The sequence below is a fragment of the Bacillus sp. EB106-04-02-XG92 genome (genome assembly GCF_058791995.1).
This window is the reverse complement of record NZ_JBYTEA010000001.1, coordinates 685710-701434: the sequence shown is the minus strand read 5'-3', so window position 1 is coordinate 701434 and position 15725 is coordinate 685710. Positions and strand designations below refer to the sequence as shown.

Sequence of the window (15725 nt, the reverse complement as noted above, 5' to 3'; positions counted from 1 at the left end):
ATTTAAACAGGAAAAAATCCCCACTAATTAAATTTTCAATTTATAATAAAAAGAGGAGTGGTTTTAGAAGAATTTTTTATAGGGAGAAAGTGAACATGTATAAAATATTAATTGTAGAAGACGATGAAAAAATCGCGGGGATATTAGAAGAGCATTTAGAAAGGTATGGCTATCAGTCATTTAGAGCAAGTGATTTACGACATATAAAAGATGAGTTTGTAAAAGTAAATCCACATCTCGTGTTACTTGATATTAATTTACCGTATTTTGATGGTTTTTATTGGTGTCGTCAAATCCGCAGTGTATCGAATGCACCAATTATTTTTGTTTCTGCAAGAACAGGGGAAATGGATCAAGTAATGGCAATTGAAAATGGCGGTGATGATTACATTACGAAGCCATTCCATTTAGATATTGTAATGGCAAAGGTGAAAAGTGCACTTCGCCGTGGGTATGGTGAGTATGCCTCTGTTGCTGAGAGTGATTGTTTAGGTGTAAATGGACTGTTGTTATTCCCATCTCAGCATGTTGTTGAGTGGAAAGGGCAACAAACAGAACTGACAAAAAATGAATTTTACTTATTAGAGTGTTTAATGAAACAAGCAAATCAATATGTAACGCGCGAAGAATTATTAGAAGCTCTGTGGGATGAAGTAGCCTTTGTTGATGATAATACATTAACTGTAAATGTAAAACGTGTAAGGAAGAAACTAGAGGAGCTGGGCATTAAAAATGCGATTGTAACGAAACGTGGATATGGTTATGCGCTTCTTACAGAGTGGGGAGAAGGGCATGAAGGTTAAAAATTACCTCATGGATCGCTTTTCTTTAATTCTTTCCTATATTGTCAGCCTTTGTTTATTTGGGCTCGTTTTGCAGTTACAAAGTCTTTTAGAAAAGCGATCCATTGATTGGAGTACGTGGTTATACGGACTTTTATTAGGGGTGCTTGTATTTACTGTATACCTCATTTACGATTACCGAAAACGGAGTGTGTTTTTAAAGAGGATAGAAAAGTATGTTACTGGCGGAAATACATTACATGATTCATTGCTTATTGATACTTCTTATACGTCAGAGCAAGAGATGGTCGTTGAATCGTTTACGTTATTAAGACAGCAATATATGGATGAAGTGCATAAACAACATGCGAAAGAACAGCAGCAAATGATATTTATGAATCAATGGATTCATCAAATGAAAACACCCGTATCGGTTATAGAATTGCTATTACAGAAGTTTGGTAAAGAGCATCGTGAAGCGAGGGCAACGGTTGAAAGTATTCGTGAAGAAAATAATCGTATACTAAATGGCTTAGATTTAGCGTTACATATGGCAAGGTTAGAGCAGTTTGCGAAAGATTATAAAGTAGAAGTAGTAAATGTGATAGATATCATTCGAGGTATTATTAATGAAAATCGAAAATCCTTTATTCAATCGTCTGTATTTCCGAAAGTAATGTTTGAGGAAGATATTTGTATGGTTGCATCTGATAGAAAATGGCTCAGTATTGCTATAGGTCAAATCGTTGTAAATGCAATTAAGTATACGAAAATTTCAGAAGCAGAGAAAAAGGAAATTCAATTTCAAATTGAAGAGAAAGATCAAAAAGTGTTATTACATATTAAGGACAATGGAATCGGTATTCCAGAGCAAGATGTAAAGCGTATATTTGATCCATTCTTTACGGGAATAAATGGCCGTAAAACGAGGGAAGCGACTGGAATGGGCTTATATATTACGAAGGAAATTTGTGATAATTTACATCACGGTATTTATGTGCAATCGGCTGAAGCGGAAGGGACGACATTCACGTTCCAATTTGCAAAAGATGAAGAATATCATACATTAATGAGAAAAATGACAAAACTGTAAGATAACAAAACGTTTTGTAAGGGAAATCACTCGTTTCTTTTTCTTATTTTTCTTATAGTAAATGTAAGAAGAAAACACATAGGGGGATTAGAAATGAGTGTTCTTGAAGTAAAAGGATTAACGAAGGTGTACCAATCAAAAGGTTCAGTAGCGACGACTGCTTTAAATGATATAAATTTTAAAATAGAAGAAGGCGAATTTGTAGGGATTATGGGTCCTTCGGGAAGCGGGAAAACGACGCTTTTAAATTTATTGGCGACAATTGATAAGCAAACTTCAGGTCATGTGCTTGTAAATGGGGAAGAAATTAATCAAATGCGTGCTGCAAAATTAGCGGAGTTTCGCCGTACACATTTAGGATTTATCTTCCAAGATTTTAACTTGCTTGATACGTTATCGATTAAAGAAAATATTATTTTACCGCTTGTCATGGCGAAGAAATCTGTAAATGAAATCGATGCAAAAGTGCTTGAGATTGCAAAGTTTTTAAATATCGAAGAAATATTAAATAAAAAAGTATATGAAGTATCAGGTGGGCAACAACAACGTGCAGCAGCAGCGAGAGCGATTATTCATGAGCCTACGTTAATTTTAGCAGATGAGCCAACGGGAAACTTAGATTCGAAGTCAGCAAAATCATTAATGAGCGCGTTGCAAGACTTACATGAACAAAAGAAAGTGACAATTGCAATGGTAACGCATGATCCAGTAGCGGCGAGTTATTGCGAACGTATTCTATTCATTCGCGACGGAGAGATTTTCTCAGAAATTCATAAAGGGAGAACGAAGCAAGCCTTTTTCCAAGAAATTCTGGACGTACTTGCGATGCTAGGAGGAGAATATCATGAACTTTCGCCAGCTCGCGCTTAATAATGTAAAAGGAAATTGGCGTAATTATAAAGCGTTTCTTATAAGTAGTTGTTTATCGATAGTCGTATTTTTCATGTATGCTTCCTTCATTTATCATCCAGATGTTGTAGGCGGTAATATTAGTATGAGGGCGATGATTTCAAAAGGGTTAGAATCGATGAATTATATTGTAGTCATCTTCTCAGCACTCTTTATTTTATATGCAAATTCAACATTTTTACGAGCAAGGAAAAAAGAGTTTGGTCTATTAACATTAATAGGTGGAACGAAATCTCAACTTGGCCGAATGATTATATTAGAGCAACTTATGTTAGGTAGTATTGCCATTGTAGTAGGTATCGGGCTTGGCATGCTTTGTTCAAAATTATTTTTCCAAGCATTAAGTGTAATATTGAAAATAGATAAAACACTTCCACTCGTATGGAATAGTAAAGCAGTTTTCATTACAGCAGGTGTATACTTTATTCTATTTTTAATCTTATCATTGTTTAGCGTTTGGACAGTAGGACGCTTGCAAATTATTGATTTATTAAGAGAAGCAAGAAAACAAAAAGTAGAACCTTTTGCATTTACATGGTTATGTGTAGTTGGTATAGGATGTATTATTGTTGCATATGTACTTAGCTTCCAAGTAACATTTATGAATTTTATCATTCTGTTTTTACCGATTGTAGGGCTGACGATAGGCGGAACTTATTTGCTATTTACACAAGGTAGTACAGTCGTATTAAAGGCGTTACAAAAACGAAAAAAATCTTTTTATACATACCCAAATATGTTCGTACTTAGCAATCTGATTTATAAAATGAAAGACAATGCTCGTTTTTTATTTGTAATTTCTATCATTACGGCCGTTGTATCGTCAGCAGTTGGTACACTGTACGTATTTTTTGAGGATATGAGTTATAAGGCAGTAACTAGTACCCCGCACGCTATTTCGTATGAGGAAAAAGGCATTCATACGCATAATGTCATCAAAGAAGGAAAAACAAAAGAATTAATAAAAAAACATGGGTTTGAAGATGCGCGAGAAGTAACGTACATAAAACTTCCTGGAACTCAAAAAATCACAATGTTTAACAGTGAACATGAAGTGCCAATGGCGATTGTTTCAGAAAAAGAATATAACGCTGAAGTACGTAAACAAAAGAGAGAGCAAGTTAGAGAAGTTCATAATGCACCAGGCAGTGCAACGATGGTCATAATGGATATGGCGAACGATATGATGAAGATAGATCGTACGAAACCGTATGAAATTAAAATTAACGGACAAACTCAGTCTGTTCAATTAAATGAGCCAACTCCATTTTCTGTTTTTAATGATAGTGAATACCTCATTGTGAATGATCAAGATTTTGAGAAATACGCAAAACTCGTACCAGATGAAGAAAAGACGAAATATTACGGTTATTATATAGAAGACTGGAAAAGTACAGAAGACCTTGTGTTAGATTTGAAAAAGGAAGTTGCACCAGATAAGCAAGCGGAATTAAATAACTCGGTGCTCGCTTATAAAAATATAAGGGAGTCAGGAGCAATTACAATGTTTATCGGTTTCTTCGTAGCGGTACTATTCTTCTTCTTCGCTTGTAGTATGACATACTTTAAATGGTTTAACGATAAAGAGCAAGATCGTATTCAATTTAAATCGTTAAAGAGAATCGGTATGACAGATAAAGAAATTCGTAAAATTGCAATTCGACAAATGGGCGTTATCTTCTTTATCCCAATTGTAATCGGTGCCATTCATAGTGGGTTTGCTCTTCATACGTTAGGGAAAATGCTTTATCTCGATTTATGGAAATCAGGTGCGCTTGTAATTGGAGCATACGTTGTAGCTTCTGCGATTTACTTTATGATCGCGCAAAGAGGATATTTGAAACACGTGCAAAGCTAGAGAAACCTCTAGCTTTTTGCCTATGTAGTAAGTTATAGGGGGACGATAGATGAACATTCGGCAACTAGCGCTGCAAAATATAAAAGGGAATTGGCGTAATTATAAAGTGTTTTTCTTAAGTAGTTGTTTTGCGATATTTGCGTCTTTTGCATACATGTCTGTCATTGTACATCCGTATATGCAGGAGACGATGTGGTATCAAAACGTACGCTGGGGACTTATCATATGTAATGTTATTATCATTTCTTTTTTTGTCATATTTATTTTGTACTCTACTTCTATTTTCATAGAGGCACGTAAGAAAGAATTAGGGTTATATATGTTAATGGGAGCAACGAAATCTAACGTAATTGGCGTGATTATGACCGAGCAAATATTAATCGGGGTATTTGCTAATATTTTCGGTATTGGGCTTGGCATGATCTTTTTGAAACTCTTTTTTATGGTGTTTAGCATGCTAATGCGTCTCCCGAAAGAACTCCCTGTCATATTTGACGTGGGAGCAATTGGGGTAACGTTTATTACATATATGGTTGTTTTTATCCTATTATCTTTTATAAGTGCTTTACGTATATGGAACATAAAAATCATTCGGTTATTGAAAGAATTTCGAACAGATAAAAAAGAGAAGAACACATCAATGTGGCTTTGTATATTTGGCTTTATTTGTTTAGGGATAGGATATACGTTAGCGTTACAAGCGACGATGCCAACGATAGCGTTATACTTTTTTCCTGTTTCTATACTTGTCTTTTTCGGAACGTATTTTTCTTTTACACACGGCATTGCTCAAATAATAGAAATGATTAAACGAAATAAAAAGATTATGTATACATATCCGTATTTATTTATAGTGAATCAATTGTCACATCGCATGAAGGAAAATGGTCGCTTTTTCTTTATGCTTTCTATGGCAACGACATTTGTAGTTACGGCAACAGGTACGGTGTTCTTATATTTTTCTAGCATGCAAGATATGTGGCGAGATGGGGGCGCACACTCATTTTCATACATAGAAAAAGGTGTTTCTACCCATGAAGTCTTTGAGGAAGGTACGATTGAACAATTACTGCATCAATATGGATATGATGATTTTCAATTTATGAGTTTTGTTGGAGTGTATGCATCTTTTCAGTCCAACAAGGGAGAAACAGAAGTAGCGCCGCTCATTAAAGAAAGTGAATACAATCAGGAGGCAAGAAAACAAAAACAGAAAACGTATCATCCGAAAAAAGGAACTGTAACACTTGTTTATTATAATAAAAGTAGGTATCCGAATGTATATAATCAAAAAGAGATTCAATTACAAGTAATGAACCAAACGTATCCATTCGTATTTAACGGTCAGAAAGAAGGGGCGCAATTTAATTATCATCTCGCGCACATTAACGGTTTGTTTTTCGTTATGAATGATGAAGATTTTGACAGTATAGCAAATAAGGTTCCGGATTCTGAAAAAATGTTATATAGAGGATACACATTACCAAATATCGAAAATACGAAAAAATTAAATGAAGATTTACGGAAACATATGAAACAAGATGATAATAACGCATTTCGAAGTAATATGGAGTTATATGTGAATATGAAAGAGTTCGGCAATATTACTCTATTTATAGGTTCATTCATTAGTATATTATTTTTTCTTACTTCATGTAGTATCGTATATTTTAAATGGTTTCATAATATTGCATCGGATCGAAAGCAATACGGGGCACTTTCTAAACTTGGAATGACGAAGGAAGAAGTTTGGAAGGTTTCTCGCTGGCAATTGTGTATGCTCTTTTTTGCGCCAATTATAGTAGGAAGTATGCATAGTGCAGTTGCGTTATATACGTTTCATAATACGCTCTTTATGGATGGTTCATTACGAAAAGTAGGCTTGTTTATTCTGTTTTATATCGCTGCATGTATCATGTATTTCTTCTTCGCCCAAAGAGAATATAGGAAACATTTAGACTAGCAAATGCTAGTCTTTTTTTAATATTCGAAATTTACATAGAAGAATATAAAAAAGTATGGTATAACAGTAAGAAAACGAAAAAGAGGGGAAAAGACGATGATTCGAGTAGGATATTTAGGACCAGAAGCAACATTTACAAATATGGCGGTGAGTCGTTTTTTTTCGGAAGCAGAGCATGTACCGTATCGAACGATTCCAGACTGCATTGATGCAGCTGCAAATGGAAATGTAGATTATGCAGTGGTACCACTAGAAAATGCCATAGAAGGCTCAGTGAATATAACAGTTGATTACCTCGTACATGAGCAGCCGCTTTCCATTGTAGGAGAAATTACAGTACCCATTCAGCAACACCTACTTGTACATCCGCAGTATGCACAAGTGTGGGAAGAAGTATATGCAGTGCATTCTCATCCACACGCTATTGCGCAATGTCATAAATTTTTAAATGAAGAGTTAAAAGGGGTAACTGTCCGAGATATGACATCAACAAGTGCAGCTGCGCAATATGTGAAAGAACATCCTGAAGAAAAAATTGCTGCTATTGCAAATGAAGCAGCTGCAGAAAAATATGGATTAACGATCGTAAGACGTAGCATTCATACGCATAAAAATAATCATACACGCTTCCTCGTGCTCCATAAGAAAAAGAAAGCAATACTCTCAAATAACGGAGAAAACCGCGGAGAGAAAACGACGCTTATGATAACGTTACCCGCTGATTATGCAGGAGCGCTATATCAAGTGTTATCAGCTTTTGCATGGAGAAAATTAAACTTATCAAAAATCGAATCGCGTCCGATGAAAACAGGTCTTGGAAATTACTTTTTCTTGATTGATGTCGATAAAGCATATGATGATGTATTATTGCCAGGCGTAACGATGGAACTTGAAGCACTTGGTTTTTCGGTTACTGTGCTTGGGAGTTATTCTTCTTATTGGTTGTAAAGGGGAGCGGTTGTTAAACTTGTTTGAAATGAAAAGCTATTTATCGGTTTGAGGCAGAGTAAGCTATCGATTCTATTGAAGCAAGTGATGTAATTAAGCTAGCAAAATAAAGAAGCCGTCCTAAAAGAGATTCTAGGACGGCTTTCTGTTAGGAATAGGTCACTCTTTTTTCGTGTTTTTAGTACGCATCATTACAACTATTATAATAATAGGATTCATCATTGTTTGAATTACTGCAGCAAATACAATTCGTTTGTTGTATGAATAGATTAAGGGTAGATGGAGCTACAGTATCTGAGAAAGTAATACTCTCAACATCTTCTACTAAAAATGTTTTAATATCTCCTGGTGATAAGGTAAATGTAAGAGGAGAGCGATGGTTTAATCTTGCAATTGTTAATCTAATCGTTGTTGCAAATGCAGGACTGAAACTAAATTTAATAAGTGTCTTATTATGATTTTTAGTGAAGTTTTCAAATACAGTTCGAGGAATTCCAGTTGTTATATCAAGATCTTGAGGGGTATCTCCCGTACCGAAAATAGTATAGTTCTGTATAAAACAGTTATTTGAATCTGAATTTGAAGAATTACATGGACGATCATTTTTCTTATAATATTTTTTTCCATTTTTTAAGAAGTAATCTGCCATAACTAATCACTCCCTTCATATATAAGGGTTAAAGGTTGTCCATATATAATATGAAATATATTTTTATATGTTTGGACGTAAAGGAAGAGAAAATAAAAAGAGTCCATCTAGTATGATGGACCCAATACTGTTTTACCTGGTGGGATTCTTTATTTTAACTTCACAAGACGATCTTCTAACTGACCACGCCAAATATCGGCTAGTTCTGGAACAGCAAGAATCTTTTCAATGCCATCTTTATCTTTTCTATTATGAAAATAAATTTCGTTAGAGAACAAAACAGAAACATTGCTCGGTTGACGTTCTAGTAATGTAATTTTTGAATCTTTACGTACAGTACCTTCTTGAAGAACGCGGCAAAGGTAGCCAGTAAATCCAGTTGCTACAATGCGCGGCAGTATGCCAGGAATACCGAGGCGTTTTGAAATCGTGCTACAAGGTACGCGCGCTTGTGTTACTTGAATAATCGCTTTACCTAACTTGTATGTATCTCCGATGCAAACATCACGCTCTAACATATTTGTTACGGTAATATTTTCGCCAAATGCGGAAGCTGGAAGTGTTGTGTGGAATTCTTTTTCCCATAGTGCGTAATGCTCGTGTGAGTACACACAAACTGCGCGATCAGGTCCACCGTGGTGTTTTAAATCTGCTACATCATCACCAAGGAAGCCATCTTTTGATAGGAAAGCTTCTTCGGTAAGTTCTTTACATATACCGGTAATCATTTCTTTATCTTCGCTATATTTCATTTGTTTCGGCTTGCCAATGCTAAAGTGAACGAGTTCAATTCCCATATTTGATCTCCTTTACGATTGATTACAATATTATAGCATTAAAAAAGCACAGAGAATGATAAAAACTCTGTGCTTTACATTAATAAACGAGAAATCCTGCTTTATCTAGTGCCTCGCAAGCTGCATCTAACTTTTCTTTTGAATCTGCCTCAATTGTATGTAAGTGAATACCATCCGTTAGTTGCGAAAGATAGGAAGCATTTGTGTTTTCGATTTTTTGTAAATATTGCTCTACATCAAAGCGATTGCTTACCATGATGGATGCTGTTAAGTCACCGTATACAGGATGCTCAACCTTTACATCTTTAATCGTGATGCCGTGGTCAACAAGCATTGTAAGTTCTTGACGTACTTCTGCTGGCTTATGTTGGCATACAATTACGCGTTCGAAAGCTTGTTGTTTCTCTTGTGGTTTTAAATATAAATAGCCTTGAGCAGTTGCAATAATTGGTTCGTTTCTTGCTTTAAGTAAGGAAATATCTTGCACGATCACTTGCCTACTTACGTTTGTCTTCTTCGATAGTTCATTCCCAGATAACGGCTCATTTGCAGCGAGAAGCCACTGAAGGATAAGCTGTCGTCTTTCTTCACCTAAAATCTTTTTTTGGTCATTTTGTTTCATTATGATTTAACACCTCTATAAAATTGATTTCCAATTGTGTGTAGTGCATGAATAGTAGTATCAATTTGATCTTTCGTTGTTTGTTGCCCGAAAGAGAAGCGGACATATTGTTTTGCCTCTTCATACGTTTTTCCAATTGCAAGCATTGTTTTCGAAGGTTCTTGTTTACCGACTTGACAAGCACTTCCGGTAGAAATGGCAATACCGCGGCGATTACATTCTAGCATTGTATATTGACCTTCTATTCCTTTTATTGTAACCCCAATAATATGTGGTAAACAAGAAGTAGAATGACCTTCTACTTCAATTTCTAGAGGAAGTGCTTGTAATCGCTCTAAAAAATAGGATCGTAACTCTTTAAAACGTAAACTTTCTTCCTGTTGATTTTTTAATATATTCTCAGCAGCTGTTAAAAAAGATGCGATGCCAGGAACGTTTACTGTACCTGGACGAAACCCTTTTTCATGAGAAGTTCCCGGAAATATTTGTGCCCAGCGAACTTGCGGATTTATATAGCAAGCGCCAACACCTTTTGGTCCGTATATTTTATGTGCTGAAATAGAAAGACTATCAATCCCCATCTCAAAAACATTGATAGGAAGCTTACCGAATGTTTGCACACAATCGGAATGAAATAAAACGTTATATTTTTTTAAAAGTGCTCCAATCTCTGCGATGTTTTGGATGGTTCCGATTTCAGAGTTTCCGTGCTGTATGCTTGCTAGAACAGTATTCTCTGTAATAGCTGTTTCTAAATCATCTAAATGAATTCGCCCATCTTTATCAACGGGAATTTCAGTAATTGTATACCCTTCTGATTGTAAGGATTGAAAATAACTTCGAATGGATGCGTGTTCCATAGGTGTCGTAATAATATGTTTCTTATTTCGGGCATTTAGAAGAGATTGAATCGCAAGATAGTTAGATTCTGAGCCGCCGCTCGTGAAGAATACCCCCTGTTCTTTTCCACCAATCATGTCAGCAAATGTTTTTCTGCAAACTTGTAATAAAGAAGATGCTGTTCCTCCAATATCATGTAAACTTTGCTCATTACCGAAGTATTCCGATGCTGCTTTCATATATGTTTGTAATGCTTCCACACTCATAGGTGTAGTAGCTGCATAGTCAAGATATATCATCATGTAAGTTCCTCTCCCTAGTAAGAGTTACATTTCTATTATTTTTTAAATGGTAGTGAAAATAACAATTATAAAAAAACTCTTGTCATTATTTTAAAACTATGTAAATATAGGTGTCAAGACAGTTGAAAAGTGTAAAGTAGGAGGCAACAATTATGCCAAGTGCAGATGTCTTAATTATTGGAAGTGGCGTTGCGGCACTTCGTGTTGCGAAAGAGATTTGTCACGAAAAGAATGTGATTATTATCACAAAGGAAACGAACCGTAATAATAATACATATTTAGCGCAAGGCGGAATTGCCGCAGCGGTTGCTACATATGACAATCCAAACGATCATTTTGAAGATACGTTAGTAGCAGGGTGTCATTATAACAATGAAGATGTGGTCCGTTATTTAGTCGAGGAAGGACCGAAAGAGATGAATCATCTCATTGAAAATGGAATGAAATTTGATGGAGATGAAACGGGTCCTCATCTTGGAAAAGAAGGTGCACATCGAAAGCGTCGCATTTTACATGCAGGCGGCGATGCGACAGGAAAGAATTTATTAGAGCATTTCATTCAAGAAGTAGCTCCGCACGTTACGGTAGTGGAACAGGAAATGGTGCTCGATTTTATTATAGAAAATGATAAATGTGTTGGAGTTTTAACGCGAAATAGTGAAGGGAAGCTGAAGCGTTACGTTGCAGATTATACGGTATTAGCAACAGGTGGGATTGGCGGTTTATACGCCTTTACTTCTAACGATAAGACAATTACGGGTGATGGACTTGCGATGGTATATCGCGCAGGCGGAGAACTCGTAGATTTAGAGTTTGTACAATTTCATCCAACAATGTTATACGCGGGCGGGCGATGTTGTGGCCTCGTTTCTGAAGCTGTCCGTGGTGAAGGAGCTGTTCTTATAAATGGAAAAGGGCAGCGTTTTATGATGGATATACACCCAGATCATGATCTCGCGCCGCGTGATGTAGTAGCAAGAGCGATTCATGAGCAGCTTTTGGCGGGGGAAAAAGTTTATTTGAACATTGAGTCTATCCAAAATTTCGAAGCACGTTTTCCAACTGTATCATCATTGTGTAAAAAGAATGGTGTCGACATAAATGAAAAGCGCATTCCGGTCGTACCTGGTGCTCATTTTCATATGGGCGGCGTGAAAACGAACTGTGATGGAGAGACGTCCATTCCAAATTTATATGCGGTCGGTGAAGTAGCTTGTAACGGTGTTCACGGTGCAAATAGGTTAGCAAGTAATTCATTATTAGAAGGTCTTGTGTTTGGAAAAAGAATAGGACAACATATTTTAACGAAAGCGGTAAAAGACAGATTGAACAACTTCGCTGAGAAGGAAAAGAAGTTTATCGTTCTGAATCATTTGCCGGCGAAAGAAGAAATACAAGAATGCATGATGAAATATGTTGGGATTGTGCGAACAGAGAAAAGTTTATCTTATGCAAAGAGATGGCTTAGTAAATATGGTGTTCGAAATATGATATTGCAACATGATGCTCTTACAAATGAAGAGATAACGCTTATTAATATGTTGACAGTTTGTGAGCTTATCGTCGTATCAGCTTTGCAAAGAGAAGAGAGCATTGGTGGTCATTACCGAAGTGATTATCCACATAGAAATAGTGTAAAAAAAGAGATTGTTCGAGTGAAAAGAAAACTACAACTTGTGTGATGAAGGGAAGAGGGGCTTTATGAACACGATAAAAGTGAAAGAAGCATTAAATCGATTTTTTCTAGAAGATATAGGAGAAAGAGATGTAACATCTCAGCTTATTTTTCCAGACAATTTACTTTCAAAAGGAACGTTTCTTGCGAAGGATACAGGTGTTTTTGCGGGGCGTTTCGTAATTGAAGAAGGATTTAAATTAATTGATGAAAGAATTGAAGTAGAGCTTCATAAAAAAGATGGAGATCTTGTAGAAAAGGGAGAAATAATAGCGACTGCGCAAGGACCAATTGCTTCGTTATTAACGGCAGAGCGCGTTATATTAAACGTTATCCAGCGTATGAGCGGGATAGCGACGATGACACATAAAGCCGTTCGTACTTTAGATAGTAGCCATACACGCATTTGTGATACGAGAAAAACGATGCCAGGGCTCCGCATGTTTGATAAGTATGCAGTCGTGTGCGGAGGCGGATTTAATCACCGTTTCGGTTTATATGATGGTGTGATGATTAAAGACAATCATATTGCTTTTGCTGGTTCTATTACGAAAGCTGTTACATCGGTGAAAGAAAAATTAGGACATATGGTGAAAGTAGAAGTGGAAACAGAAACAGAGGAGCAAGTGAGAGAGGCTGTAGCTGCTGGTGCGGATATTATTATGTTTGATAACCGTACGCCTGATGAGATTCGGGAGTTTTCAAAGATTGTACCAAGTGCCATCGTTACGGAAGCATCAGGAGGCATTACAATTGAAGATTTATCGAAATACGGAAAAACAGGGGTAGATTATATTTCACTTGGGGCGTTAACACATTCAGTGAAAGCACTTGATATTAGTTTCAACATAGAGGCGTAAGGAAAGTGGCTTAGAGGGGGAGAAAGGGATATGAGTATTTTAGAAAAAGTGCAACCGATTGAAACGATATTACCAGAGCGTTATTACACGATGACAACAGAAGATATGGAAAAGCGTGTTCGTGAGATTAAAGAAAAAATGGGGAAAACACTATTTATCCCAGGCCATCATTACCAAAAAGATGAAGTGGTACAATTTTCTGATGCAGCAGGAGATTCACTTCAGCTTGCGCAAGTTGCAGCGAGTAATAAAGAAGCGAAATATATTGTATTTTGCGGTGTACACTTTATGGCAGAAACAGCAGATATGTTAACGACAGATGATCAAATCGTTATTTTGCCAGATATGCGTGCAGGTTGTTCAATGGCAGATATGGCAGATATAGAACAAACAGAAAGAGCATGGAAAGAGCTCACAAAATTATTTGGAGATACGATGATTCCGTTAACTTACGTTAACTCTACAGCTGCAATTAAAGCGTTTTGCGGTCGGAATGGAGGAGCGACAGTAACTTCCTCTAATGCAAAACAAATGGTATCTTGGGCATTTACACAAAAAGAGCGCCTTGTCTTTTTACCGGACCAACATTTAGGGAGAAATACAGCGTACGATTTAGGTATCCCGTTAGATAAAATGGCAGTATGGGACCCGCATACAGATTCATTAGAGTACGATGGAGATATAGAAGAAATTCAAGTGATTTTATGGAAAGGGCACTGCTCGGTTCATCAAAACTTTACAGTGAAAAACATTGAGAACGTACGGAAAAATCATCCGGATATGAATATTATCGTACATCCAGAATGTTGCTACGAAGTTGTAGCTGCTTCGGATTATGCAGGTTCAACGAAATATATTATTGATATGATTGAATCGGCTCCATCTGGAAGTAAATGGGCGATTGGTACAGAAATGAATTTAGTGAACCGAATTATTCAAAAACATCCAGATAAAGAAATTGTTTCGCTTAATCCATTTATGTGTCCGTGTTTAACGATGAACCGAATTGATTTGCCGCACTTATTATGGGCGCTTGAAACGATAGAAAGAGGAGAAGTAATTAACGTTATTAGTGTAGATAAACAAGTGACCCAAGAAGCGGTACTTGCATTAAATCGTATGTTAGAGCGAGTGTAAAGCAGCGGATTCCCGTTGCTTTTTTTCGTACATATAATCATAACGAGAAAGAAATGGGCATACATTGTTGTGAAGAAATCATTGCGATTTTTTTATGCTTATTCCACTTCAAACTATATTGGAAATAGAAGAAGTGTTAAAAGTGAAAAGAAGTTCATGTTATTTAGAAAGAGTTACTTCATGAGATTTGTTACTTATAGATAAGTTATACAGGAGGGGGAAAATTTGAAAATTCATATCGTGCAAAAAGGGGATACCCTTTGGAAAATTGCGAAAAAGTACGGAGTGGATTTTGATACGTTGAAAAAAACCAATACACAACTTAGTAATCCGGATCTAATCATGCCAGGTATGAAAATTAAAGTGCCATCAAACAGCGTTCATGTAAAACAGCAGGCTGGAGCAGGTTCAGCACCTCCAAAACAATACGTAAAAGAAGTGCAACAAAAAGAATTTGCAGCAACACCAACGCCGCTTGGAATAGAAGATGAGGAAGAAGTTACGTATCAATCAGCGCCAATTACACAACAGCCTGCTATGCAACAAACACAAAAAGAAGTGCAAGTGAAGCCGCAAAAAGAAGTACAGGTAAAACCACAGAAAGAAATGCAAGTGAAACCGCAAAAAGAAGTACAGGTAAAGCCACAAAAAGAAGTGCAAAAAGAAAAGCCAATTCAAATAGAAAAACCAGTTGAAAAACCGTCTGTTATTCAAAAACCACCTGTTATAGAAAAACAAAAACCAACAGAGAAAGAAAACACGAAGTTTTCGGTAAATGTGTTACCACAGCCGCCGCAACCACCAATCAAAGCGAAAAAAGAATATAAAATTTCAGATGTAATTAAAAAAGGAAGCGAGTTAATTGCTCCTCAAATTAATAAGATGAAACCTAATAACGTTATTTCTCCACAAACGAAAAAAAATAACATCGTATCACCGCAAGTAAAGAAAGAAAATGTAGGAAATATCGTATCACCACAAACAAAGAAAGAAAATATAGGGAATATCGTATCGCCGCAAGTGAAGAAAGAAAATATAGGGAATATCGTATCGCCGCAAGTGAAGAAAGAAAATGTAGGGAATATCGTATCACCGCAAGTGAAAAAAGAAAATGTAGGAAATATCGTATCGCCGCAAGTGAAGAAAGAAAATGTAGGAAATATCGTATCGCCACAAGTAAAGAAAGAAAATGTAGGAAATATCGTGTCACCAAATGTATCGAAAGAAAATGTAGTTATCCCACAAGTAATACCGCCAAATATTCAAGTGCCAAACATCATGCCAATCATG

Annotated in this window: 13 protein-coding genes and 1 pseudogene; 10 read left to right on the top strand and 4 right to left on the bottom strand. The window is 36.3% G+C overall.

Going from position 1 to position 15725, the window contains the following annotated elements; genetic code table 11:
* Positions 1-95: 95 nt before the first annotated feature.
* The 6 genes from AC3WVA_RS03700 to pheA all read left to right on the top strand — a co-directional run bounded on the left by AC3WVA_RS03700 (position 96) and on the right by pheA (position 7553).
* Positions 96-803, top strand: coding sequence for a response regulator transcription factor (locus AC3WVA_RS03700; protein ID WP_098345238.1), 708 nt, complete (start codon positions 96-98; stop codon positions 801-803).
* Positions 793-1875, top strand: a complete 1083-nt coding sequence (locus AC3WVA_RS03695) for a HAMP domain-containing histidine kinase (RefSeq protein ID WP_098345239.1) — start codon at positions 793-795, stop codon at positions 1873-1875. Before AC3WVA_RS03700 ends, AC3WVA_RS03695 begins: the two co-directional genes overlap by 11 nt.
* A 93-nt stretch (positions 1876-1968) precedes the next feature.
* The gene (locus AC3WVA_RS03690; protein WP_000114530.1) at positions 1969-2745 is read left to right on the top strand and encodes an ABC transporter ATP-binding protein; all 777 of its coding nucleotides are present in this window, start codon (positions 1969-1971) and stop codon (positions 2743-2745) included.
* Positions 2720-4642 (top strand): ABC transporter permease, encoded by a 1923-nt coding sequence (locus tag AC3WVA_RS03685; RefSeq protein WP_098345240.1) that lies wholly within the window; start codon positions 2720-2722, stop codon positions 4640-4642. The genes AC3WVA_RS03690 and AC3WVA_RS03685 overlap by 26 nt, the downstream gene beginning before the upstream one ends.
* Positions 4643-4691: 49 nt before the next feature.
* On the top strand, positions 4692-6605 hold the full coding sequence (locus AC3WVA_RS03680) for an ABC transporter permease (protein ID WP_492321784.1): 1914 nt from the start codon (positions 4692-4694) through the stop codon (positions 6603-6605).
* 96 nt (positions 6606-6701) lie between these two features.
* Positions 6702-7553, top strand: coding sequence for a prephenate dehydratase (gene pheA, locus AC3WVA_RS03675; protein ID WP_098345242.1), 852 nt, complete (start codon positions 6702-6704; stop codon positions 7551-7553).
* A gap of 178 nt (positions 7554-7731) precedes the next feature.
* On the opposite strand, the gene AC3WVA_RS03670 is transcribed toward pheA, so the two are convergent.
* The 4 genes from AC3WVA_RS03670 to AC3WVA_RS03655 form a co-directional block, all read right to left on the bottom strand.
* Entirely contained in the window at positions 7732-8202 is a 471-nt protein-coding gene (locus tag AC3WVA_RS03670; protein ID WP_098345243.1) for a hypothetical protein, read from the bottom strand.
* Positions 8203-8351: 149 nt separating this feature from the next.
* Positions 8352-8999 carry an MOSC domain-containing protein gene (locus AC3WVA_RS03665; protein WP_492321783.1) on the bottom strand — a complete coding sequence of 216 codons (648 nt, stop codon included), beginning with the start codon at positions 8997-8999 and terminating at the stop codon, positions 8352-8354.
* Between the two features lie 79 nt (positions 9000-9078).
* Positions 9079-9621 carry a transcription repressor NadR gene (locus tag AC3WVA_RS03660; protein WP_078417860.1) on the bottom strand — a complete coding sequence of 181 codons (543 nt, stop codon included), beginning with the start codon at positions 9619-9621 and terminating at the stop codon, positions 9079-9081.
* Complete coding sequence (locus tag AC3WVA_RS03655) at positions 9621-10763, bottom strand: IscS subfamily cysteine desulfurase (protein WP_098345245.1); 1143 nt, start codon at positions 10761-10763, stop codon at positions 9621-9623. Before AC3WVA_RS03655 ends, AC3WVA_RS03660 begins: the two co-directional genes overlap by 1 nt.
* Positions 10764-10915: 152 nt before the next feature.
* Here AC3WVA_RS03655 and nadB point away from each other — a divergent pair, with 152 nt between their 5' ends.
* From nadB to exsA, 4 genes and pseudogenes are all read left to right on the top strand, one after another.
* Entirely contained in the window at positions 10916-12445 is a 1530-nt protein-coding gene (gene nadB / locus AC3WVA_RS03650; RefSeq protein WP_098519952.1) for an L-aspartate oxidase, read from the top strand.
* Positions 12446-12464: 19 nt separating this feature from the next.
* Positions 12465-13298: a carboxylating nicotinate-nucleotide diphosphorylase gene (nadC, locus tag AC3WVA_RS03645; RefSeq protein ID WP_087957048.1), complete on the top strand. Its 834-nt coding sequence runs from the start codon at positions 12465-12467 to the stop codon at positions 13296-13298.
* A 30-nt stretch (positions 13299-13328) separates the two neighbouring features.
* Complete coding sequence (gene nadA / locus AC3WVA_RS03640) at positions 13329-14435, top strand: quinolinate synthase NadA (RefSeq protein WP_098345247.1); 1107 nt, start codon at positions 13329-13331, stop codon at positions 14433-14435.
* Between the two features lie 225 nt (positions 14436-14660).
* Positions 14661-15725 (top strand): annotated as a pseudogene (exsA, locus tag AC3WVA_RS03635) (spore coat assembly protein ExsA); the annotation flags it as partial.